We start from the raw sequence: 20,872 nt of genomic DNA, 5'->3' as shown, positions 1-20,872 counted from the left end.
AGGGTGAACATGCTAGTGCGACGTCCGCGCCGACCGGAACGCCCCTGCGTCGGGAGCGGTAGGTTGGGACGGTGAAGTCACGACCCGCCGACCAGCAGCTCCTGCTCGAACTCGCGACGCTCGACGCCGCGATCCAGCACGCTGAGCATGCCCGCCGCAACCCGGAGCAGGCCGGCCGTGTGCAGGAGTTGCTCGCGCAGCGCCAGGCCCAGTCCGCCGAACTGACGACGCTGCTCGGGGCCCGCGACGACGTGAACGCCGAGCTGGCGCGTCTGGAGTCGGATGTCGCGCTCGTCGAGGCTCGTGTCGCCCGCGACCGGGAACGCCTCGCGGCCTCGGCCAACGCCAAGGAGGCGCAGGGACTCGAGCACGAGCTGGCGTCGCTCGCGAAGCGCAAGAGCGACCTCGAGGATGCCGAGCTCGAGCTGATGGAGCGGCTCGAGGCCGCCGAAGCCGCCGTCGCGGCGCAGGAGGCGGCCATCGCCGCCGTGAACGAGGAGGGCGGGCGACTGAGCGCCGCCGCGAAGGAGAGCGTCGCCGCCGCGACCGCGCGCAGCGAGGCCGCCACCCGCGACCGCGCCGCCATCGCCGCCCGTGTGCCCGCGGATCTGCTCGCGCTGTACGAGCGCCTGTCCGCTCGCGGTGTCGGCGCCGGACTGCTCCGCCGCCGCACGTGCGAGGGGTGCAACATGGTGCTCGCGGGCACCGATCTGCAGACGATCCGCCAGGCCGCCGACGACGACGTCGTCCAGTGCCCCGAGTGCGGCGGCATCCTCGTGCGCACGGACGAATCGGGGCTGTGAACGCCACCAGCGCGGCACGGAGCACGCCGCGCTGGCGCCTGGTCACGACGTCGGGCGAGCAGGCGGTCGTCACCACGATCGGTGCGGACCTCGACGTCCAGCACGTCGAGCGCCGCGCGCTCGACGCGTGGTGGGACGACGACCCGCTCACCCGGTGGGTCTGGTCCGACACGACACGCTGGTATCCGCGGGCGCTCCGCGCCGGCGCCGTCCTCGCACGGTGCCATGACCTGCGGCTCGCGCACGCGATCCTGCGCGACAGCGCTCTCGTCACGGATGCGGCCGCGCTGCGTGCCGCGACGGTGTGGGATGTCGCGGTGGACGAGCCCGCGACACCCACCGCACCCGCGCTCTTCGATCTCGACGGCACCGCGCGTGCGGGCGTGCCCGACGATCCCGACGAGGCGCTCGCCGAGTTCCGGCGCCAGCAGCGCGCGCTCCGCGACGGCGCAGACCCCGCTCGTCTGCAGCTGTTGATCGCCGCCGAGTCCGCCGGCGCGCTCCTGGCGACGGAGATGAACACGGCAGGTCTGCCCTGGGATCGGCGGACGCACGAGGCGATCCTCGAGGACGTTCTCGGCGCCCGCCCCGCGCCCGGCGAGCTCCCCGCCCGCGTGCGCGACCTCGCGACGGCCGTGCGCGTTGCGCTCGGTGACCCGGCGGCGAGTCTGGACTCGCACCCGAAGCTCCTGCGCAGCCTTCACCGCGTCGGGGTGCGCGCCGAATCCACGAGTCGGTGGGAGTTGGCCGAGTACGACCATCCCGCCATCGGGCCCCTCCTCGCCTACAAGAAGCTCACGCGCCTGATGAGCGCGAACGGCTGGGCCTGGCTCGACGAGTGGGCCGCCGACGGCCGGTTCCGTCCCGTCTACGTGCCCGGAGGGGTCGTGACGGGCAGATGGGCATCATCCGGGGGCGGCGCACTCCAGATCCCGCGCCAGCTGCGCCGCGCCGTCCGGGCCGATCCGGGGTGGACCCTCGTCGTGGCCGATGTCGCGCAGCTGGAGCCGCGGGTGCTCGCGGCGATGGCGTCCGACGAATCGCTCGCGTCGGCGGCGCGCGGGCGCGATCTCTACGAGGGCATCGTCGCGAGCGGGGTGGTCCAGACCCGCCAGGAGGCCAAGATCGCGGTCCTCGGCGCGATGTACGGTGCGACGACGGGAGACAGCGGCCGCCTGGTCCCGGCGCTGCGGCGCGCCTACCCGCGGGCGATGGGACTGGTCGACGACGCCGCAGCGACGGGGGAGCGGGGAGGAGTCGTCTCGACCTGGCTCGGTCGCTCCAGCCCGCCTCCGTCATCCTCCTGGCGCGAGATCCAGGCCTCCGCCGCGCTTCCCGACGCGACGGAGGCAGACCGCGTCCGCGCCCGCCGCTCCGCCCGCGATCGCGGGCGCTTCACCCGCAACTTCGTCGTGCAGGGCACCGCCGCCGAATGGGCGGCGGCGTGGCTCGCCGACCTGCGCGGCCGCCTCGCGGCCCTGCCCGAGGTGGACGCCGCAGACGGCGCGGCGGCATCGGGGCCCGTGTTCGGCCGACGCGCGCACCTCGCCTTCTTCCTTCACGACGAGATCATCGTGCACACCCCCGCCCCGCACGCGGAAGCCGTCGCCGAGGCGGTGCGGGAGGCGGCCGCGAACGCCGCTCGGCTGCTCTTCGGCTCGTTCCCGATCGACTTCCCCCTGGATCTGCGGATCGCCGTCGACGCCGCGAAGGACTGAGGGGTCACCGGCACCCGGGCGCGCTGGTTGCCTCCACGTCGACATCGTTCATCATCGGGGTGTGCACGACGACGGGCTGCAGCCCGGCGCCGCGTGGGGCGACGAAGTGGAACGTCAATGTGCGCTCCTGTCCGGGAGCGAGTGTCACACGCGCGAGGGTCGCCGCGGACGCGTCGCCGTCGACGTCGGTGGAGGAAGCCCGTTCGCCGTCGAGCTCCACGCCGCCCAGGAACCATCCGTCCGGGATCATCGCCGTGACATCCGTCGTGATGTCGCCGGGGGCGGACGGGTTCGCCGCTCCCGTCATCCACACGGAGAAGTCGCGAGCCGCCACGGTCGCGCTGCTGCGCAGCGTCACGGCGAGCGTCACGTCGGCGGCGCCGTCGGCGCGGCACGTCTGCACCGACGGAGCGATGCGCGTGTGCAGATAGGTGTCCATCTTCCCCGTCGTGGCATCGTTGAAGAAGACGCCCACGGCGTCGGGTCCCGCCGCGCGCAGGCGGGCGAGCGCTCCGCCGAGCGGGCCCTGCGCCAGCGCCGACCCCTCATCCGCCCGGGCGCTCCACACCGACACGCGCCCCTGCGCGACCGGCTTCGCGAGGGCGTCCATCCAGCGGAGCGGATCGAGGGGACGCGACGAGAGCGCCGCGAACAGCCGATCCGTGAGATCACTCTGCATCGCCGTCTGCTCGTCGGCCGTCTTCTCCAGGTAGGGCCGAACAAGGATGTCCTCGACCACGTCGCCGCGGTCGACGACGGTGCCGTCGGAGAGGGTCAGTGGCCCGGTGATCGTGAGGAGAGACGCGAGCACGGCGGGATCGACCGCCACCACCGTGTCCGGCGCGGCATGGCCGAGCGACTGCCACCACGCCGACGCGAGCCGTGCGCTGAGGGCGAAGTCGGGGGTCATCGTCGCATTCATGACGAACCGCCCGGGAGCCTCACCGTAGAGCGCCACGAGATCGGGAGGAAGCTCCGCGATCGGATGATCGAGCGAGTGGAAGGCGCGGGAGTCGACGTGGTCGGTCACCTCCAGGCGACCGCCGACCGCCCGTATCGCGAGGAAGGAGCCGGTGATGCCGCCGCCGGTGCGCACCTCCGCGGTGTTCTGGATCATGACCAGAATCGTCCGCGCACCGTCGGCACCCAGCATCCCCGGGAGCGCGTTCGCCGCGGCGGCCGCGTCCCGCAGCAGCGGCGCCCCGGCGGCGACCGCGACGCCGGCGCTGTCTGCGGCATCCCGCAGCGGACCGACGAGCTGGTCGCGGGGGAGCGCGGTGAGGGCGCCGTCGGCGGCGGCCACGCGCTGCGCGAGAGCGTCGAGCGGAGCCGAGACCGCGGCGACCCCCGACAGGTCGATCGTTCCGTCCGCACCGCCGGTGGGCTGCGCCGCGACGAGGACATCGCCGGTCGCGGCGGCGACATCGCGGACGGTGTCCGCCAGCATCCGCACGGCGGCGGTGTTCGCCCCCACGACAGGGATCGCTTCACTGGCTCGCCACAGCGGGTCCGACGTCAGGGCGGCTGCGCGCGACGCATGCTCCCGTGCGGCATCGACGACGGGGGTCAGCGCGGCCAGGTCGCCCGCGGCGAGGGCCGCCGACAGGCGCGGTTGCAGCGCGACGACCTCCTCGAGCTCGTTCTTCGCCATCCACCCGCGGATGCCGAGCCATCCCGCCACCGCGAGGAGCAGCCCGACCACCACGACGGCGACCAGAGCGCCCCGCCGCCGCTTCCGGCGGCGCGATCCGGTCGCGGTGGTGGGCGGCGCGACCTCAGTCACGGGCGCGGCGCGCGCGCCGGACGTACAGCAGGGCACCGCCGCCGACCACGAGCGCGAGCGCGAGGCCCGTGAGCGGGAGCACGGCTGCGCCGTCGCCGCCCGTCGCCGGCAGCGACATCCCCGCCGCCGCGACGGCTCCCGACGTCGCCACACCGGCGGGGTCCGTCAGACACGCCGGCGTCGACGGCGGGTAGGAGAGCGCGACCCGCAGTGACGGGTTCACCTCGACGGTGGCCGAGATGTCGCCCCTCGTCCAGGCGAAGTTGCCCGGCGACGCGACCCACTGGCCGTTCTCGAAGGCCCACCCGGGCCATCCGTTCCCCTGCCCGTTCTCGTCCACCGATGCGCCGGGCCAGAGCACCCGTCCGGACAGCGTCCCGTCGACGATCTCTCCGAGTGCGATGGTGGTGCTCTGCTCACCGTCGGTCAGCACCAGGCGCGCCGTGTGGCTCGTGGCCTGGCCGTCCGGATCGTTCAGGACCACCGAGTAGTCGATCCACGGCACGTTCGCGTCGCAGGACGGCGAGACCGTCGTCCCGCTCAGCGACGGCGATGACGGCGTGTCGGGGCCGTAGTCGTCGCCGGTATCGGCAGCCGACGCGGCCGACGCACCCCCCGACAGCAGAACGACGGCAAGAAAAACGGGCAGCGCGTACTTACGCATGATGATGCCTCCCCCAGGCGATGCGAGCCCAAACCCCCCCAGCCGGGCCTCGTGGCGACACCGTACCACGTCGGAACGACGCGAACCAGTAGGATCGGGGGAGCGAATGGGTCGGCTGGACGGTCGCGTGGCGGGGTCACACCCGCACCGAGGAACGTCCGGGCTCCACAGGGCAGGGCGGTGGGTAACACCCACCCGGAGCAATCCGCGAGACAGTGCCACAGAGAGCAGACCGCCCCGGACTCCGCTCGTCGGAGCACCGGGGTAAGGGTGAAAGGGTGGTGTAAGAGACCACCGGGATCGTGGTGACACGGTCCGCACGGTAAACCTCGCCCGGAGCAAGGCCAGACAGGGGATGCCGACGCGGCTCGCCGAGTCCCCGGGTAGGCCGCTGGAGCGGCACGGCAACGTGTCGCCGAGAGAGATGACCGTCCACGGAGCGCGAGCTCCCGGACAGAACCCGGCGTACAGGCCGGCCCATTCGCCTCACCCCGTCCGGCAGGGTTCGCGACCCGACCGCCGGAGGGGTCAGAGGGGTCGTTCGAGCCGGGCCTTCGCCTCGCGCTCGATCAACACCGGCAGGAAGTCCTTGACGCGAGCGCGCGAGAAGTGATCGCGAGCCTCCTCGACAGCAGCCCTCACCGCGGAGGCCGGGGCGTTCGGGAAACGCACTTCGAGACGTTCGACGATCTCTTGGATGACCGCTTCGGGATCCGCGGGCTGGGTCGACATGGCGACGAGCCTACGCCGCGCAGCGCGACGACGGTAAGACGGAGAGAGGCGGAACGCAGCTCTGCGTCCCGCCTCTCCGCCGCTTGCATCAGCGTGTGAAAGTGGAGCTCGACAGTCCCCAGACCGTCAGGCTCACCATAGAGCGAACAGGACGCGCGTGGCAACAGTCGATCGCGCTACACCGCCAGCGCCGCCGCGCCGATGATCCCCGCGTTGTTGCGGTGCGTGGCGGGGACGATGGGTGTGGAGAGCTGCAGCAGCGGCAGGAACTCGTCGGCGTGCTTCGAGACCCCTCCGCCGACGATGAACAGATCGGGGCTCAGGAGGAAGTCGAGGTAGCTGTAATACCACTGCAGGCGCTTGGCCCACTTCTTCCACGTGAGCTCGTCGCGCTCCATCGCCGAGTAGGCCGCCCACGCCTCGGCATCCTTGCCGTGATGCGCACGCTGGAGATGTCCGAGTTCGGCGTTCGGGATCAGGACGCCGTTGTACAGCATGGCGGTCCCGATGCCGGTGCCGAGCGTCGTCAGCAGCACGAGGCCGGGCACGTCGCGAGCGGCACCGTATCGCGCCTCCGCGACACCGGCGACATCCGCGTCGTTCGCGAAGTGGATCTCACGGCCGAGGCCGTCCTCGAAGAACTTCTCGGCTTCGAAGCCGACCCAGGTGTCGGCGACGTTGGCCGCGGAGAGGGTCTTGCCGTTCTTGACGATCGCGGGGAACGCGACGCCCAGCGGGATGTCGGCGTCGGTGACGCCGAGCGTGTCGAGAACGGTCTGCACCGCCGCCAGCACGTCGTCGGGCTCGGCGCCGGTCGGCGTCGCCACCTTCGCGCGGTCGCTGAGGAGCTTTCCCTCCTCGAGGTCAACGAGGGCACCCTTGATGCCGGTTCCGCCGATGTCCACACCGACCGCGCGGGTCGCCTTCGTCGTCATGCGGTCCAGCCTATCCAGGTCCTCCGCGCCCATCGTTAGGATCGAGCCAGAGCCCCCACAGGAAGGACCTGCCATGACGTCAGGCGACGAGAAGTACTGGTACAACCTCACGACCGGCGCCGTCGAGCGCGGGTTCGAGTCGCCCGCCATCGACCGCGCCGGACCGTTCGACACGGCCGAAGAGGCGGCGAAGGCTCCGGAGCTGCTCGCGAAGCGTTCGCGCGAGTGGGCCGAGGACGACGCCCGCGAGGGCGACTGGGGTACGTCGGGCGACGCTTCGCACACCGACGGGGACCGATAGTCTGGCCTTCGGCCCGGCTTCCCTTCGAAGCGGCATCTGAGAGGACGCGATGGACAAGCAACGGGACTTCGTACTGCGCACGATCGAAGAGCGGGGCGTGAAGTTCGTCCGCCTCTGGTTCACCGATGTGATCGGAACGCTGAAGTCGGTCGCGATCGCCCCCGCCGAGGTGGAGGGCGCCTTCACCGAAGGACTCGGCTTCGACGGATCGGCCATCGAGGGCCTGACCCGCTCGTACGAGTCGGATCTGCTCGCCCACCCCGACCCGACGACGTTCCAGACGCTCCCGTGGCGCGGTGAGATCGACCCGACGGCCCGCATGTTCTGCGACATCACCACGCCCGACGGGCAGCCGGCCGTGGCAGACCCGCGTCACGTGCTCAAGCGCACGCTCGCGAAGGCGGCGGATGCCGGGTTCACGTTCTACACCCACCCCGAGATCGAGTTCTACCTGCTGAAGTCGTCGTCGTTCGGACCCGAAGGCCCGGAGCCGGTGGATTCCGCCGGCTACTTCGACAACGTCCCCGGCGGCACGGCCCACGACTTCCGCCGCCGCAGCGTGCGGATGCTCGAGGACCTCGGCATCTCGGTGGAGTACAGCCACCACGAGGGCGGCCCCGGGCAGAACGAGATCGATCTGCGCTACGCGGACGCCCTCGCGACCGCCGACAACATCATGACCTTCCGCACCGTGGTCAAGGAGGTGGCGATCGAGCAGGGCGTGTACGCGACCTTCATGCCGAAGCCCCTGTCCGGCAAGCCGGGAAGCGGCATGCACACGCACATGTCGCTCTTCGAGGGCGACCAGAACGCCTTCTACGAGGAGGGCGCGCAGTATCAGCTGTCGAAGACCGGTCGCCAGTTCATCGCCGGACTGCTCACCCACGCGAACGAGATCGCCGCGGTGACCAACCAGTTCGTCAACTCGTACAAGCGGCTCTGGGGCGGCGACGAGGCGCCCAGCTTCATCTGCTGGGGTCACAACAACCGCTCCGCCCTCGTGCGGGTGCCCATGTACAAGCCGAACAAGGGGCAGTCGACGCGGGTGGAGTACCGCGCGCTCGACTCGGCGGCGAACCCGTACCTCGCCTTCGCGCTGATGCTCGCCGCGGGCCTGAAGGGCATCGAGGAGGGATACGAGCTTCCGCCGGAGGCCGAGGACAACGTCTGGTCGCTCACGGATGCCGAGCGACGCGCGCTCGGCTACGCGCAGCTGCCCGCGAGCCTCGACCACGCGCTGGAGTACATGGAGGAGTCGGAGCTGGTCGCCGAGACGCTGGGCGAGCAGGTGTTCAACTACGTGCTGCTCAACAAGCGCCGCGAGTGGCACGAGTACCGTGCACAGGTGACGCCCTTCGAGCTGAAGAGCAACCTGGAGATGCTCTGATCCGTCATGACATCGAGCGAGCGCACGTCGGTTCTGACGCTGCTGGCGCGCGACGGATTCGGTGACCTCGGCGACGCCGACGCGCTGCTGACCGAGCTGGCGGAGGCCCTGGGCCTCTCCCGCGAGGACATCCTGCGCGGTGCCCAGCACGCGGCCGATCCGGACGGCGCTCTGGCGGCGCTCGCGCGCATCGCGCGCCGCGACGCCACCGCCGTCGCGGAGGCGCTCACGCGGGGAGGCTCCGCGCTGTGGCGCCTGCTGGGCGCGTCGACGGGATTCGCCGACTTCTTCCTCCGACACCCCGCCGAGCTCGCCCACCTCGTCGGCCCCGAGGTGCCGCTGCCGACGGCGGAGGAGTTGCGCCGCGAGCTGACCGATGCGGTCGGCGCGGATGCCGACGGTTTCGCCGCGACGGGCGACGAGAGCGCGTGGGTGGCCCTCCGTGTCCGCTACCGGCGCATGCTCGCGCGCATCGCCGCCCACGACCTCGGTGCCGACGACGCCGTCGCCGTGCTCGCACCGGTCGCGGCGAGCCTGGCGGATGCCGCCGGTGCCGCACTCGAGGCATCCCTCTGCGTCGCGCGGACGCGGGTCGCCGGGGGTGCGCCCGGATCGGGTCTGTTCCCGCGCGACCAGGTCGCGGCGACGCAGCTCGCGATCATCGGTATGGGCAAGACCGGCGCGCGCGAGCTCAACTACGTCAGCGACGTCGACGTCATCTTCGTGGGCGGGGGAGACCCGCAACTCGTCGAGCAGGTGGGCGAGAGCCGCGTGATCGACATCGCGACGCGGCTCGCAGTGCAGACGATGCGCGGCATCTCCGGGATGGAGATCGAGCCTCCCCTGTGGGAGGTCGACGCCAATCTGCGCCCGGAAGGCAAGCAGGGCGCCCTCGTGCGGACCCTCGACTCCCACCTCTCGTACTACGACCGCTGGGCGAAGAGCTGGGAGTTCCAGGCCCTCCTCAAGGCACGCCCGTTGGCCGGCGACCGTATTCTCGGCGAGGCATACGTCGCGGCCGTCCAGCCGAAGATCTGGACGAGCGCGGCCCGGGAGAACTTCGTCGACAGCGTGCAGCGCATGCGCGAGCGGGTGACGGACCACATCCCCGCAGCGGAGGTCCCGTACCAGCTGAAGCTCGGTCCCGGCGGCATCCGCGACATCGAGTTCACCGTTCAGCTGCTCCAGCTCGTGCACGGGCTCACCGACGACACGATCCGGCAACGGGGCACCCTCGATGCGCTCGAGGCGCTCGTCGGCGCGGGCTACATCGGGCGCGAGGATGCCGCGACGTTCTCGCATGACTACCGGGTGCTGCGGGTCCTCGAGCATCGCGTGCAGCTGCGTGACCTGCGCCGCACCCACCTCATGCCTCAGCAGCCCGACGGTCTGCGGGTGCTCGCTCGCGCGTCGCGCCTGGCGGACGGCGGGCCCGGCGTCTGGGCGCTGTGGGAGGGCATCAAGCGCGAGGTGCGCGAGATCCACGTGCGCCTGTTCTACCGCCCGCTGCTGTCGGCGGTCGCGGCGCTGAGCTCGGACGAGCAGCAGCTGTCGACCGCGCAGGCGCACGATCGCCTCGCGGCCATCGGGTTCCGCGATCCGGCGGGGGCGCTGCGTCACATCGGCGCGCTCACGGGCGGTCTGAGCCGCAAGGCCACCATCCAGCGTCATCTGATGCCGGTCATGATCCGGTGGTTCGCCGACGGGGTCGATCCGGACTACGGCCTGCTCGCCTTCCGGCGCATCAGCGAGCGTCTGGGCGACACGCCCTGGTTCCTGAGGATGCTGCGCGACTCGGCGGGTGCCGCCGAGCGGCTCACCCGCGTGCTGTCGGGATCGCGCTACATCGGCGAGCTGATGGAGTGGATCCCCGAGTCGGTCGCCTGGCTCGATTCCGAAGACCAGCTCCGCCCGCGCCCCGGCGTCGCCCTCCAGGAAGAGGCGCGCGCGATCCAGACGCGGCACGAGACGGTGGTCGAGGCCATGCGCGCCGTGCGCGCTCTGCGTCGTCGGGAGCTGCTGCGGCTCGCCTTCGGGGCCGTGCTGGGCACGCTGACGATCGACGAGCTCGCACAGGGCCTCACAACGGTCAGCGAGGTGACCATCCAGGCCACGCTGCGCGCGGTCCGCCGCGACATCGTCGGCGCCGAGGACGCCGCGCTGGACTTCTCGGTCATCGCGATGGGCCGCTTCGGCGGGGGAGAGCTGGGCTTCGGATCCGACGCCGACGTGCTCTACGTCTACGACGCGAACGGCCTCGACCCGCAGCGCGCGCACGATCTCGCGCTGCGCCTGGTCGCCGGCATCCGCACCTACTCCGAAGATCATCGGGTCCCGTTCGAGCTCGACGCCGACCTGCGTCCGGAAGGGCGCAACGGACCGCTCGTGAGGTCGCTGGACTCCTACACGGAGTACTACCGACGGTGGTCGCTCTCGTGGGAGGCCCAGGCCCTGCTGCGCGCTCGCGGCGTCGCCGGGAGCGTGAAGCTCGTCGGCCGGTTCATGGCCCTCGCCGACGAGGTGCGCTACCCCCGGCATCCCGTGCAGCAGGACCTGCGGGAGATCAAGCGGATCAAGGCGCGCGTCGAGAACGAGCGACTGCCCCAGGGCGCCGACCGGTCGCGACACCTCAAACTCGGCCCCGGCGGGCTGAGCGATGTCGAATGGCTCGTGCAGCTCTGGCAGCACGAGCACGCGCACGACGTCCCAGCGCTGCGCACGACATCCACCCTCGACGCGCTCGAGGCCGCCCGGGCGGCCGGACTGGTGCCGGATGCCGCCGCGCAGCGTCTCCACGACGCGTGGCGGCTCGCGAGTCGACTGCGGTCGGCCAACACGCTGCTGTCCGGCCAGACGAGCGACGTCCTTCCGACCGATCGCGGCAAGCTCGACGGCATCGGCCGTCTGCTGGAGTACCCGCCGCGGTCGGCCACCCTCGTCGAGGAGGAGTGGCTGCGCACGGCGCGACGGGCGCGCCGCGACTTCGAGAAGCTCTTCTACGGCTGAGCGGATGCCGGGGCCGTGCGCGTGCCGTGCTCGGACTCAGCACGGCGTGCCCAGCGCTGCCAGCTCCCGGTGATGACGGCGGCGCCGGCTCCGATGATCAGCCACGCGGCGGCGGACCCGATCGCGCCGGGCGCGAGCAGCCCGAGAAGCATCGCCACCACGCTCGCCAGGACGACCGCCAGAGCCGTCAGCACCAGATGGAAGGCGGTGCGCCAGGGATGCCGCCGCAGCCCCGTCCCGGCGACGACCGGGCGGTCCGCCGCGATCACGGGGCAGGCGATCGCGACCACGACCGGGATCGCGACGGGTGCCGCCACCGCGAACAGGGCGACGGCGACCGCGGCGACCGCCGTGCGGCCCACCGTCCGCGCCCGGAACCGCCCCTGGGCGATCACCCACAGCGCGGCCGCCCCCGCACCGAGGACCACACCGGAGACGACGGCGAGGGCGATGGCAGCGGCATCCAGCGGTTGACGCGGCGCGACCGCGACGAGCGCAGCCTGTGCGGCGGCGTTGGCCACCACGACGACCCCCGCGAGGGCCACCCGCGTCAGCGACGTCGGAGCGGCGCTCATCCGCGCGCCGCCGCGTCGAGCACATCCGACAGGAGGCCGGAGAAGAGCGTCTGTCCGCCGACGAGCACGTCCAGTCGCGCGTCCGACGAGACGCTGGAGGCGACCGAGACGTCGCGGCCGTCGAGCGTGCGGCCGGTGCAGGTCACCGCGGGCCCTGCCCCCACGGTCGCGCAGACGGGCGCCTCGAGCAGATCGATGCCCTTCTGCTGCAGGACGTCGATCGCTCCGAAGCGCACTTCGGCCAGGCCGTTTCCTCCGACCGGCGCGAGGGCGGCGACCTGCGAGCAGCCCGCCAGGCTCGCGGCGACGGCGCACGCCACGAGGGCGCAGACGAGCCGAGCGGCGCGCATCAGAGGTTCCCCTCGTGCGCGAGGATGCGCGTGCGCGCGGCGAGATGCTGCGCTTCGAGCGCCGCGTCGCTGATCGTCGCGAGATCGAACGGCGCGGGCAGGAGGAGCTCGGTGTTGCGGTCGAGCGCCGATCCGCGGCGCATCAGTGGAGTCTCGGCCCAGTCGTTGGACGCGAGCTCGCGACTGCGCGAAGCGAGCGCGAGATAGTCGCCGCCGCTTCCCGGCCGCGGATCGGCGGCGTGGTCGACGACGGTCGTGAAGATCGAGAGCGTGCCGTCCCGGTTGTCGACGAGTTCCACGGTCTGCTGCTGCTGTGGGAAGTCGATGCAGGATGCGGTCGTGATCTCCCAGAAGCCGCCACCGCCGGGCGCCCGGTGCGCGAGGATCTGGTTCAGGTGGGTGTGTCCGTTCAGCCACGCCACCACCACGGGGTATCTCACGAGCATCGCCACGAACTCGTCGGCTCCGAGCAGCACCTCCTCCTGCCCGGGCCGCTGTGCCCGGTTCTCCAGGGTGTCGCTGTTGTGATGGCTGAGCACGATCGCGAGCCGGTTCTCCTTGGTGGCCGTGACGAGCTCCGCCTCGAGCCAGTCGAACTGGTTCTTCGGCACGGCGCCGTCGGGGCCCGCGACCTGGTTGCAGGTGTCCAGGCCGAACACCCGCACCCGCGGCGACAGATCGGCCTTCCACCACGTCTGGCCGGAGCGCAGATTCTCCTCGGTGAAGCCGTGCCCCACCGGGCCGGGACGATCCGCCGTGCGGAAATGCTCCGTCATGAACTCCTGCTGCGTGAACAGCGCACGCCCCGGATCGGCGGGGACCGCCTTGAATCCGGGACGCAGCCCCAGCTCGAGCCCCCACGCATCCAGGGTCTGCTGCACGGCGCTGGTGCGCGCCGCGTAGCCGCCGAGCGCCATCGCCGCCGTCGCCTCCAGGGTGTACGACTTGCGTCCGCCCACCGCGAGGGCGCGCAGTTGCGTGTCGAGGTCGAACGTTCCGAGCAGGAGCGTCTCGTGGTTTCCGTAGACCGTGTACCAGGGGGCGGGCAAGCCCACCGACGACACGGGGCGGGCGATCGCCTCGTCGAGCAGGCTCGGCAGGGTGGGGAAGCCGTAGGCGCCGAACGCGCCGCCCGTCGGATCGGCCGGCCGATAGGCCCAGACGGCCTCGGCCCACGCCTGTACGCCCTGGAACGTGTCGCTCGTGCGCGGGTCGACGGTCAGTCCGTCGAGCAGGTCGATGTACCAGCGCAGCTCGCGGTGCGAGTGCATGTCCGCGCTGTCTCCGGTGACGACGGCGGCATCCATCGGAGCGCCGGTGACGGGGCTGTACCGAAGATCGGAGATCGACCTGGTCATCGCGGCGATCACGTGCGGGCTGAGCGGGTCCTGCGGATGGAATGCCGATCCCCACGCGGCGTGGTCCTGCACGATCATCGGCTCGATGCGGCCGGGCGACTGCGCGTCGATGACGTGCATGTCCGAGAGGTGGGCGAGGTAGAGGAGCGACCGACGCGATGCGGCGCGCCCGGCGTCCGCGGAGCGCCCGAGCACGTCGAAGCGTGCGATGTGGGGCTCACCCGCGCCGGCGACGAGCGTGCGGTAGGAGCCCTTCTGAACCGGCCCCTGCAGGATCGTCTGCAGGAGCGTACTCGGTGCGTCGGCGACCGCGCGCGGCGGTGCGGCGAGAGCGTGCGCGAGCTCGTCGCGGGGGAGTGCGCCGGCAGCGGCGAGACCGCCGACGACGGCGAGGAACTGGCGGCGGGAGAGCACGCCCACGGGCACCTCCGGGTTCGGCGCGCTGACGCAATCGGGTGCGTCAAATCTAGCGGGCCGCGAGCGCGACTCACCAGATGCGGATGCCGCGACGCGCCGACGACCCGCATCCGTGCCCGGATGCCGCTACGCCTGCGCCGGATCGAGCGGCTCCACCACCACGGCCGTGCCGTACGCGCAGAACTCCGTGAAGCTGCCGATCGCACCCGAGTCGAACCGCATCGCCACCACGGCGTTGCCGCCGCGCTGCTGCGCTTCGGCCCACATCCGCTGCATCACCTCGAAGCGCGACTCGTAGATGACCTTCGTGTACTCGGGCATCTCGCCGCCGGCGAGCGAGCGGAAGCCGGCGGTGAAGTTCTGACCGAAGTTGGCCGACCGCACCGTGAGCCCCATGACCTCGCCGAGGACCTTGGTGATGCGATAACCCGGAACGTCGTTCGTGGTGACAGCGAACATGGTGACCTCGTCTCTGTGATCGGCCCGATGCTCCGTCGCCGAGGCGGCGTACGGATGGTGCCGGGTCGATCCTATGGATGCCGCGGCCCGAGATCGAGCACCACAGCGGCATCGGCTCGGGACCGTGGCGGGTGACCGCGGGCCTCCGACGCGCCGAGACCCGAAACGACAGAGCCCCAGCGGCGACCGGGTTCCTCCAGGGGAGGAAGCGGTGCCACTGGGGCTCTGGGCGACTCGATCCGGCGAGACGGCGACGACGGATCGTCACCGGTCACTCCGGCCCTGCCGCGGGCCGACTAGACGCCGAAGTACAGCTCGTACTCGAACGGGTGCGGGCGCGCGGCGAGCGGCTTGATCTCGTTCTCGATCTTGTACTCGATCCAGGTCTCGATGAGCTCGGGCGTGAACACACCGCCGGCGAGGAGGAACTCGTGGTCTGCGCGGAGCGCCTCGAGCGAGTCGAGCAGCGAGTTCGGCACCTGCGGGATGTTCTTGGCCTCCTCGGGCGGCAGCTCGTAGAGGTCCTTGTCGACCGGCTCGTGCGGCTCGATGCGGTTCTTGATGCCGTCGAGGCCCGCCATCATCTGCGCGGCGAACGCGAGGTACGGGTTACCCGAGGCGTCGGGCGCACGGAACTCGATGCGCTTGGCCTTGGGGTTGCTGCCCGTGATCGGGATGCGGATCGCGGCCGAGCGGTTGCCGGCCGAGTAGACCAGGTTGACCGGGGCCTCGTAGCCCTTGACGAGACGCTTGTAGGAGTTGAGCGTCGGGTTGGTGAAGGCGAGCACGGCCGGCGCGTGCGCCAGCAGACCGCCGATGTACCAGCGAGCGAGGTCGGACAGGCCGCCGTAGCCCTTCTCGTCGTAGAAGAGCGGCTTGCCCTCGAGCCACAGCGACTGGTGCGTGTGCATGCCCGAGCCGTTGTCGCCGAAGAGCGGCTTCGGCATGAAGGTCGCGACCTTGCCCCACTGCTCGGCGACGTTCTTGACGATGTACTTGAACTTCAGGATGTCATCGGCCGCGTGCACCATGGTGTCGAAGCGGTAGTTGATCTCCTGCTGGCCGCCGGTGCCCACCTCGTGGTGAGCGCGCTCGAGGATGAGGCCCGAGTCGATGAGGTGCAGGCTGATGTCGTCGCGGAGGTCGGCCGTCTTGTCGACGGGGGAGACGGGGAAGTAGCCGCCCTTGTACGCCGTCTTGTTGGCGAGGTTGCCGCCCTCTTCGGCGCGACCGGTGTTCCAGGCGCCCTCTTCGGAGTCGACGCTGTAGAAGGAAGCGTTCTGCTTCACCTCGTAGCGCACGTCGTCGAAGATGTAGAACTCCGCCTCGGGGGCGAAGAAGGCCGTGTCGGCGATGCCGGTGGAGGCGAGGTACTTCTCCGCCTTCTTGGCGACCTGACGCGGGTCCTTGCTGTAGATCTCGCCGTTGCGCGGGTTGTAGATGTCGAAGAGCATGATGAGCGTCTTCGCCTCGCGGAACGGGTCGATGTAGGCGGTCGAGACATCGGGGATGAGCTGCATGTCGGACTCGTGGATGTTCGCGAAACCGCGGATCGACGAGCCGTCGAAGAGCTGACCGACCGTGAAGAACTCCTCGTCGACGGTCGAGGCAGGGATGTTGAAGTGCTGCTGCACACCAGGCAGATCCGTGAAACGGATGTCGAGGAACTTGACGTCCTCGTCCTTGATGAACTTCAGAACCTCGGATGAATCTTTGAACATGGAGTCTCCAAGATCGGGTGTGAAACACGCCTGAACGGGATCAGGCTCTCCTCGACGCTATCGAGGACCGGTTGCCCGGCAGTATCCCCTGTGTTTCGGGGATGTTACGGCGGCGCGGATAAGCTGAGCCGGTGACAGCCGGTACGACTGAGAATACGGGACATTCCGACGACAGCTATCCCGGCGAGCGGCTCGGGCTGCCGCAGACCGGCGCGGGAAGCATCGCCCGGATCGGGCGCCGCATCGGCGCCCTGGCGATCGATCTGGCCACGGCGACCCTCATCGCGTACGCGTTCTTCCCGACGATCGACGAGGTCACCGGCTTCCGCAACGCCAACCCGGTGGCATCGAACATCATCTTCCTCGCGGTGCAGATCCTGTTCATCCCCACCCTGGGCGGCAGCCCGGGGCACCGGCTGCTCGGCATGAGGGTGATCCGTGTCGGCGGCGGGTGGACGGGACTGTGGCGGCCGCTCGTGCGGACGCTGCTGCTGGCGCTGGTCATCCCCGCCGTGATCTGGGATGCGGATCAGCGGGGACTGCACGACAAGGCCGCAGGGACCGTTCTCGTCAGAGGGTGACGGTCACCGCGGGCGCGGGGCGCGGGCGCGCATCGGGTCGATGCCCTTGGGGATCGGCAACGACGTCACCGACTGAGAGACGGAGTCCACGCGCTTGACGACGGCCGCCATCGTCGCGCGGTCGACCTTCTTCGGGAACGACTTGATCGTGGCCGAGAGCTTGGAGATCGGGATGTCGCCCTCGCCGTGACCGATGTAGAGCACGTTGATCGGCACTCCCGATGCCACGCGCTGCACCTTCATCTTCTCGTCGTTGACGAGCCGCGTCAGGCGTCCACGGGCACCTTCTCCGACGATGACCACGCCGCCGCGTCCGATGACGCGGTAGACGGCGTCCTGCGTCTTGGGGTTGACGCCGACGGGCATGTCGGAGGCGACCCAGCTGCGCCCGAGCGAGGTGGAGAGCACGTGCCCGGCGGCGCCCGGCATCCCGTCGAGCTTGATGTACATCGCACGCGTCGACAGGCGCGTGAGCACGATCATGGCGCCGAGCAGACCGAACAGCAGACCGGTGACGCCCCAGAGGATGATGCTCCAGATGGCGGTGGGCGGGATCAGGAAGCCCACGAGCACGCCGATGCCGATGCCCACGACGACGACCGCCGCCAGAACCCACGGAAGCCACGAGAACTCGGCCTTCGTGAAGGTGTACAGGGAGCGGAGCTGGGAGAAGAAGCCGGGGCCCTTCTCGGGAGCGGTACTGCGGGATGCCATGGCACACAGCCTACCGTCGCGGGGCAGCCCGCACGCGCGGGCGTACGCCTGCCCACGCACCTCCTCCCCAGCCGTCGGATTTCCCGCATCGTCCACAGATGAGGGGCGGCGGGGTCAGCGCGCCAGGCCGCTCCACGACGCTCGGAGCATGACGTTCGACGCCTCTCCGCTCGCCCCGCCGCCGATGCTGCGGACGCTGCGCGCGGACGAATCGCCGTTCCCCGGCGTCCTGCGGGCCGGAGACCCGCCGACGGTGTGGGTGCCCGCCGATGAGCTTCCCGACGCCGTGTGGCGGGCGCGCGGCGACGAACACGTGCTGGCGCCGGTGGATGTCGCGCGCTCCGCCGACGGCCATGTGGCGCTGCTGCCGCACTGCGCGCAGCGCCTGACGACGGTCATCGCCGCCGGTGCGCCGCTGTCGCCCGGAGCCGTGGTCACCGCGGCGATCAGCATGCTGCGCGGCGCCGCCGAGGCCCTGCGCTGCGGCATCTCGACGGGATCATGGTGGGTGGATGCCGATGGTCGCCCCGTCCTGGCCGCGGGCGGCTCCGCGCCGTGGCGGCAGGAGACGGTGCGGATGCTGGAACTGCTGTCCGACGACTCTCGCGGCTCTCGCGGCTCTCGCGGCGCACTCGGTGCCGCGCTCGCGGAGGCGATCGAGCTCGTGTCCGCCGACGAGATCACTCCGCGTCGGCACGAGCGCGTGGAGCAAGCCCTGTTCTCGGCGGCGGAGCCCTCATCGCTGATCGGCGACGAGCGGCAGGAGGACGCGACGTCGCGCCCGCGGCGCGCGGCCACGGTATGGACCGCGGACGACATTCCCGTGACCGGCACGGCACGCCTCTCCGGAGGGGCCGGCCGGCTGTTCGATCATCACCTCGTCGAGCGTGCGCATGAGGCGATCCGTGCGACCGCCTCGTCGATCTCGCGGTTGCGCGAGATCCGCGGACGCGCGCAGGTGACGCCGCGTCGGCACGCCCGTGGCGGTGAGCCGGCGGTTCCGAGCGCCGCGGCGTCGCCGGCGCGGCGCTCGCACCGTCACCGCGCTCCCGCGCTCGTCGCCGCGGCCATCGCCCTGGTCGTGGTCGGCGTCGGCGTGGCATGGCCCGTCGACGACGCGCCGTCGGCGGCGATCGGCACCGCCTCCACGGGCGCGCACGGCTCCGCCTCCGAGGGGGCGAGCACGCCCTCCCCGACGGCGACGGCACCGCGGGCCGCCCCGACCGCGGCGCCGACCGCGGGAGCGGGCGCGGACGCCGCAGACGAGCGCGCACAGGTCGACGGCCTGCTGTCGGAGCTCGCCGCGTGCGTCGCCGGCGGCGTGTGCGACGGCGTCCTGGAGGATCCGACCGCCTCGATGCCGGTCGGGGTCGCGACCGACGCCGCTGCCGCGCGTCGCATCGACGTGCTGGACGAGTACGGCGGCGTCGCGGTCTACCGCGTCAGCGCCGACGGGCGGGCGCCGCAGGTGGTCGTCCTCGTCAGCACCGACGGAAAATGGCTGGTCCGCGACGTGTACGACGTCGCGGACCAGCCATGAGGACGACCCGGGTGAGCGGGGCGCCCGAATCAGATGCCGAGCGTGCTCTCGAACTGCGCGTCCTCGAGGCGCGTCTTGACCGCGCCCAGGAAGCGCGCCGCGTCGGCGCCGTCGATGATGCGGTGGTCGTAGGACAGCGCGAGGTACACGTAGGAGCGGACCGCGATCGCCTCGACGCCGTCGACCTTCACGATGCCGGGCTCCTTGACGACCGCACCCGTACCGAGGATCGCGGACTGCGGAAGGAACACCACCGGAGTGTCGAACAGCGCGCCGCGCGAACCCGTGTTGGTCACGGTGAACGTGCCACCGGCGAGCTCGTCGGGCTTCAGCTTGTTGTCGCGCGTCCGCGCCGCCAGGTCGGCGATCTCCGAGGAGATGCCGGCGAGCGTCTTGCCGCCCGCATCGCGCACCACCGGGGTGAGCAGACCGCGCTCGGTGTCCACCGCGATCGAGATGTTCTCGGTCGCCGGGTACACGATGTCGGTGCCGTCGACGGTCGCGTTGATGACCGGGAACGCCTGCAGCGCCTCGGCGGCGGCGAGCACGAAGAACGGCAGGAACGACAGCTTGCCGCCCGTCTTGGCGACGAAGTCCTTCTGGACCGCGGCCCGGTACGCCGCGACCTTGGTCACGTCGACCTTGACGACGGTCGTCAGCTGAGCCGTCTGCTGCATGGATGCGACGGCGCGCTCGGCGAGGACCTTGCGCAGGCGCGACATCGGCTGCGTCGTGCCGCGCAGCGGCGACACCTCCAGAGGCGCGGGCGCCGCGGCGGCGGGAGCCGCAGCGGGCGCGGCCGGGGCGCTCTGAGCGGCCTCGGCGGCCTTGAGGACGTCCTCCTTGCGGATGCGTCCACCGACCCCGGTGCCGACGACGGACGCGAGGTCGACGCCCTGCTGCTGCGCGAGGCGTCGGACCAGCGGCGTCACATAGGTCGCGACGTCGTCGTCCGTCGCCGCGGCGGCGGGAGCCGGAGCGGCAGCCGGTGCAGGAGCGGCCGGCACGGCGGGAGCAGCAGCCGGAGCGGCGGGAGCAGCAGCCGGAGCGGGAGCAGCAGCCGGAGCGGGAGCGGCAGCCGGTGCGGCGGGCTCGGGAGCGGGCGCCGCGGCGGCCGGAGCGGGCGCCCCGGAGCCGATGCGGGCGAGCGTGGCGCCGACGGCGACCGTCTCGTCCTCGGAGACGAGGATCTCCTGCAGCGTGCCGGCCACGGGCGAGGGGATCTCGGTGTCGACCTTGTCGGTCGAGATCTCCAGCAGTGGCTCGTCGACCGCCACGTCGTCGCCGACCTGCTTCAGCCAGCGCGTGACGGTGCCCTCGGTGACGCTCTCGCCCAGCTCGGGCAGGACCACGTCCTTCGCGTCGCCAGAGGCGGCGGGCGCCTCGGCCGGCGCGGGCGCGGCAGGCGCTTCGCTCTGTGCGGGCGCGGCGGGCGCGGGCTCGGCCTCGGGCGCGCTCTGCGCGGCGGCGGGCGCGTCGTCGGAGGCCGGGGCGGCGGAGCCGTCGCCGATCTTCGCCAGGACGGCGCCGACCTCGACGGTCTCGTCCTCGGCCACGAGGATCTCCTCGATCACACCGCTGACGGGGGAGGGGATCTCCGTGTCGACCTTGTCGGTCGAGATCTCGAGCAGCCCTTCGTCGGCCTGGATCGTGTCACCGACCTTCTTGAGCCAACGGGTGACCGTTCCCTCGGTGACGCTCTCTCCGAGCGCGGGGAGGACCACGGATGTGCTCATGACTGTGTCTCCTTCAGAAGTTCGATGTCCGACAACTAGCTTAGTGACCCTTGCGACCGCACAGCGGCCCGGGCGTCGGACGCGGGTTGGGG

General features: G+C 71.4%; 18 protein-coding genes and 1 other RNA gene. 8 read left to right on the top strand and 11 right to left on the bottom strand.

The window, feature by feature from the left end; translation table 11 throughout:
- Nucleotides 1-71 precede the first annotated feature (71 nt).
- Together MHO01S_RS02045 and MHO01S_RS02040 are read left to right on the top strand one after the other, a co-directional pair.
- Entirely contained in the window at nucleotides 72-803 is a 732-nt protein-coding gene (locus MHO01S_RS02045) for a zinc ribbon domain-containing protein (protein WP_061781770.1), read from the top strand.
- Nucleotides 800-2,521 carry a bifunctional 3'-5' exonuclease/DNA polymerase gene (locus MHO01S_RS02040; protein ID WP_157553717.1) on the top strand — a complete coding sequence of 574 codons (1,722 nt, stop codon included), beginning with the start codon at nucleotides 800-802 and terminating at the stop codon, nucleotides 2,519-2,521. The genes MHO01S_RS02045 and MHO01S_RS02040 overlap by 4 nt, the downstream gene beginning before the upstream one ends.
- Before the next feature lie 4 nt (nucleotides 2,522-2,525).
- Here MHO01S_RS02040 and MHO01S_RS02035 read toward each other — a convergent pair whose 3' ends face one another.
- Together MHO01S_RS02035 and MHO01S_RS02030 are read right to left on the bottom strand one after the other, a co-directional pair.
- Nucleotides 2,526-4,304, bottom strand: a complete 1,779-nt coding sequence (locus tag MHO01S_RS02035) for a DUF4012 domain-containing protein (RefSeq protein ID WP_061781768.1) — start codon at nucleotides 4,302-4,304, stop codon at nucleotides 2,526-2,528.
- A complete protein-coding gene (locus MHO01S_RS02030) occupies nucleotides 4,297-4,968 on the bottom strand; it encodes an LPXTG cell wall anchor domain-containing protein (RefSeq protein WP_060958919.1) in 672 nt (223 codons plus the stop codon). The genes MHO01S_RS02035 and MHO01S_RS02030 overlap by 8 nt, the downstream gene beginning before the upstream one ends.
- 107 nt (nucleotides 4,969-5,075) lie before the next feature.
- Between MHO01S_RS02030 and rnpB the strand changes: the two genes are divergently transcribed.
- Nucleotides 5,076-5,452: RNase P RNA component class A (gene rnpB, locus MHO01S_RS02025), an RNA gene on the top strand.
- Between the two features lie 44 nt (nucleotides 5,453-5,496).
- On the opposite strand, the gene MHO01S_RS02020 is transcribed toward rnpB, so the two are convergent.
- A complete protein-coding gene (locus tag MHO01S_RS02020) occupies nucleotides 5,497-5,700 on the bottom strand; it encodes a three-helix bundle dimerization domain-containing protein (protein WP_060958918.1) in 204 nt (67 codons plus the stop codon).
- 176 nt (nucleotides 5,701-5,876) lie between these two features.
- Nucleotides 5,877-6,635, bottom strand: coding sequence for a polyphosphate--glucose phosphotransferase (gene ppgK / locus MHO01S_RS02015; RefSeq protein WP_060958917.1), 759 nt, complete (start codon nucleotides 6,633-6,635; stop codon nucleotides 5,877-5,879).
- Nucleotides 6,636-6,708: 73 nt separating this feature from the next.
- Here ppgK and MHO01S_RS02010 point away from each other — a divergent pair, with 73 nt between their 5' ends.
- The 3 genes from MHO01S_RS02010 to MHO01S_RS02000 are packed head-to-tail and all read left to right on the top strand — an operon-like array spanning nucleotide 6,709 to nucleotide 11,329.
- The gene (locus MHO01S_RS02010; RefSeq protein WP_060958916.1) at nucleotides 6,709-6,936 is read left to right on the top strand and encodes a hypothetical protein; all 228 of its coding nucleotides are present in this window, start codon (nucleotides 6,709-6,711) and stop codon (nucleotides 6,934-6,936) included.
- A gap of 49 nt (nucleotides 6,937-6,985) precedes the next feature.
- Nucleotides 6,986-8,323 (top strand): type I glutamate--ammonia ligase, encoded by a 1,338-nt coding sequence (gene glnA, locus MHO01S_RS02005; protein WP_060958915.1) that lies wholly within the window; start codon nucleotides 6,986-6,988, stop codon nucleotides 8,321-8,323.
- 6 nt (nucleotides 8,324-8,329) lie between these two features.
- A complete protein-coding gene (locus MHO01S_RS02000; RefSeq protein ID WP_061781767.1) occupies nucleotides 8,330-11,329 on the top strand; it encodes a bifunctional [glutamine synthetase] adenylyltransferase/[glutamine synthetase]-adenylyl-L-tyrosine phosphorylase in 3,000 nt (999 codons plus the stop codon).
- On the opposite strand, the gene MHO01S_RS01995 is transcribed toward MHO01S_RS02000, so the two are convergent.
- The 5 genes from MHO01S_RS01995 to glnA (MHO01S_RS01975) form a co-directional block, all read right to left on the bottom strand.
- Nucleotides 11,320-11,904, bottom strand: a complete 585-nt coding sequence (locus MHO01S_RS01995) for a hypothetical protein (protein ID WP_061781766.1) — start codon at nucleotides 11,902-11,904, stop codon at nucleotides 11,320-11,322. The genes MHO01S_RS02000 and MHO01S_RS01995 overlap by 10 nt on opposite strands.
- A complete protein-coding gene (locus tag MHO01S_RS01990; protein WP_061781765.1) occupies nucleotides 11,901-12,254 on the bottom strand; it encodes a hypothetical protein in 354 nt (117 codons plus the stop codon). The genes MHO01S_RS01995 and MHO01S_RS01990 overlap by 4 nt, the downstream gene beginning before the upstream one ends.
- Nucleotides 12,254-14,032, bottom strand: a complete 1,779-nt coding sequence (locus tag MHO01S_RS01985) for a TIGR03767 family metallophosphoesterase (protein ID WP_061781764.1) — start codon at nucleotides 14,030-14,032, stop codon at nucleotides 12,254-12,256. Before MHO01S_RS01985 ends, MHO01S_RS01990 begins: the two co-directional genes overlap by 1 nt.
- A 123-nt stretch (nucleotides 14,033-14,155) precedes the next feature.
- On the bottom strand, nucleotides 14,156-14,488 hold the full coding sequence (locus tag MHO01S_RS01980; protein ID WP_060958910.1) for a YbjQ family protein: 333 nt from the start codon (nucleotides 14,486-14,488) through the stop codon (nucleotides 14,156-14,158).
- 296 nt (nucleotides 14,489-14,784) lie between these two features.
- Nucleotides 14,785-16,209: a type I glutamate--ammonia ligase gene (glnA, locus tag MHO01S_RS01975; RefSeq protein WP_060958909.1), complete on the bottom strand. Its 1,425-nt coding sequence runs from the start codon at nucleotides 16,207-16,209 to the stop codon at nucleotides 14,785-14,787.
- 131 nt (nucleotides 16,210-16,340) lie between these two features.
- Between glnA (MHO01S_RS01975) and MHO01S_RS01970 the strand changes: the two genes are divergently transcribed.
- Nucleotides 16,341-16,790, top strand: a complete 450-nt coding sequence (locus MHO01S_RS01970) for an RDD family protein (protein ID WP_060958908.1) — start codon at nucleotides 16,341-16,343, stop codon at nucleotides 16,788-16,790.
- Between the two features lie 3 nt (nucleotides 16,791-16,793).
- Here MHO01S_RS01970 and MHO01S_RS01965 read toward each other — a convergent pair whose 3' ends face one another.
- The gene (locus MHO01S_RS01965) at nucleotides 16,794-17,504 is read right to left on the bottom strand and encodes a DUF4191 domain-containing protein (RefSeq protein WP_060958907.1); all 711 of its coding nucleotides are present in this window, start codon (nucleotides 17,502-17,504) and stop codon (nucleotides 16,794-16,796) included.
- A 148-nt stretch (nucleotides 17,505-17,652) separates the two neighbouring features.
- Between MHO01S_RS01965 and MHO01S_RS01960 the strand changes: the two genes are divergently transcribed.
- Entirely contained in the window at nucleotides 17,653-19,044 is a 1,392-nt protein-coding gene (locus MHO01S_RS01960) for a hypothetical protein (protein ID WP_061781763.1), read from the top strand.
- 29 nt (nucleotides 19,045-19,073) lie between these two features.
- On the opposite strand, the gene sucB is transcribed toward MHO01S_RS01960, so the two are convergent.
- On the bottom strand, nucleotides 19,074-20,780 hold the full coding sequence (gene sucB, locus MHO01S_RS01955; protein WP_061781762.1) for a 2-oxoglutarate dehydrogenase, E2 component, dihydrolipoamide succinyltransferase: 1,707 nt from the start codon (nucleotides 20,778-20,780) through the stop codon (nucleotides 19,074-19,076).
- Between the last annotated feature and the right edge of the window lie 92 nt (nucleotides 20,781-20,872).

Source organism: Microbacterium hominis NBRC 15708 (genome assembly GCF_001592125.1).
GTDB lineage: Bacteria > Actinomycetota > Actinomycetes > Actinomycetales > Microbacteriaceae > Microbacterium > Microbacterium hominis.
The sequence above is the reverse complement of the archived record's forward strand: the minus strand, read 5'-3'. Positions and strand labels throughout refer to the sequence as shown.

Bases quoted from the DNA above. Each gene is read 5' to 3' on its own strand.
- MHO01S_RS02030 (WP_060958919.1), bottom strand. From the start codon at position 4,968: ATGCGTAAGTACGCGCTGCCCGTTTTTCTTGCCGTCGTTCTGCTGTCG.
- MHO01S_RS02020 (WP_060958918.1), bottom strand. From the start codon at position 5,700: ATGTCGACCCAGCCCGCGGATCCCGAAGCGGTCATCCAAGAGATCGTC.
- ppgK (WP_060958917.1), bottom strand. From the start codon at position 6,635: ATGACGACGAAGGCGACCCGCGCGGTCGGTGTGGACATCGGCGGAACC.
- MHO01S_RS02010 (WP_060958916.1), top strand. From the start codon at position 6,709: ATGACGTCAGGCGACGAGAAGTACTGGTACAACCTCACGACCGGCGCC.
- glnA (WP_060958915.1), top strand. From the start codon at position 6,986: ATGGACAAGCAACGGGACTTCGTACTGCGCACGATCGAAGAGCGGGGC.
- MHO01S_RS02000 (WP_061781767.1), top strand. From the start codon at position 8,330: ATGACATCGAGCGAGCGCACGTCGGTTCTGACGCTGCTGGCGCGCGAC.
- MHO01S_RS01995 (WP_061781766.1), bottom strand. From the start codon at position 11,904: ATGAGCGCCGCTCCGACGTCGCTGACGCGGGTGGCCCTCGCGGGGGTC.
- MHO01S_RS01990 (WP_061781765.1), bottom strand. From the start codon at position 12,254: ATGCGCGCCGCTCGGCTCGTCTGCGCCCTCGTGGCGTGCGCCGTCGCC.
- MHO01S_RS01980 (WP_060958910.1), bottom strand. From the start codon at position 14,488: ATGTTCGCTGTCACCACGAACGACGTTCCGGGTTATCGCATCACCAAG.
- glnA (WP_060958909.1), bottom strand. From the start codon at position 16,209: ATGTTCAAAGATTCATCCGAGGTTCTGAAGTTCATCAAGGACGAGGAC.
- MHO01S_RS01965 (WP_060958907.1), bottom strand. From the start codon at position 17,504: ATGGCATCCCGCAGTACCGCTCCCGAGAAGGGCCCCGGCTTCTTCTCC.
- MHO01S_RS01960 (WP_061781763.1), top strand. From the start codon at position 17,653: ATGACGTTCGACGCCTCTCCGCTCGCCCCGCCGCCGATGCTGCGGACG.
- sucB (WP_061781762.1), bottom strand. From the start codon at position 20,780: ATGAGCACATCCGTGGTCCTCCCCGCGCTCGGAGAGAGCGTCACCGAG.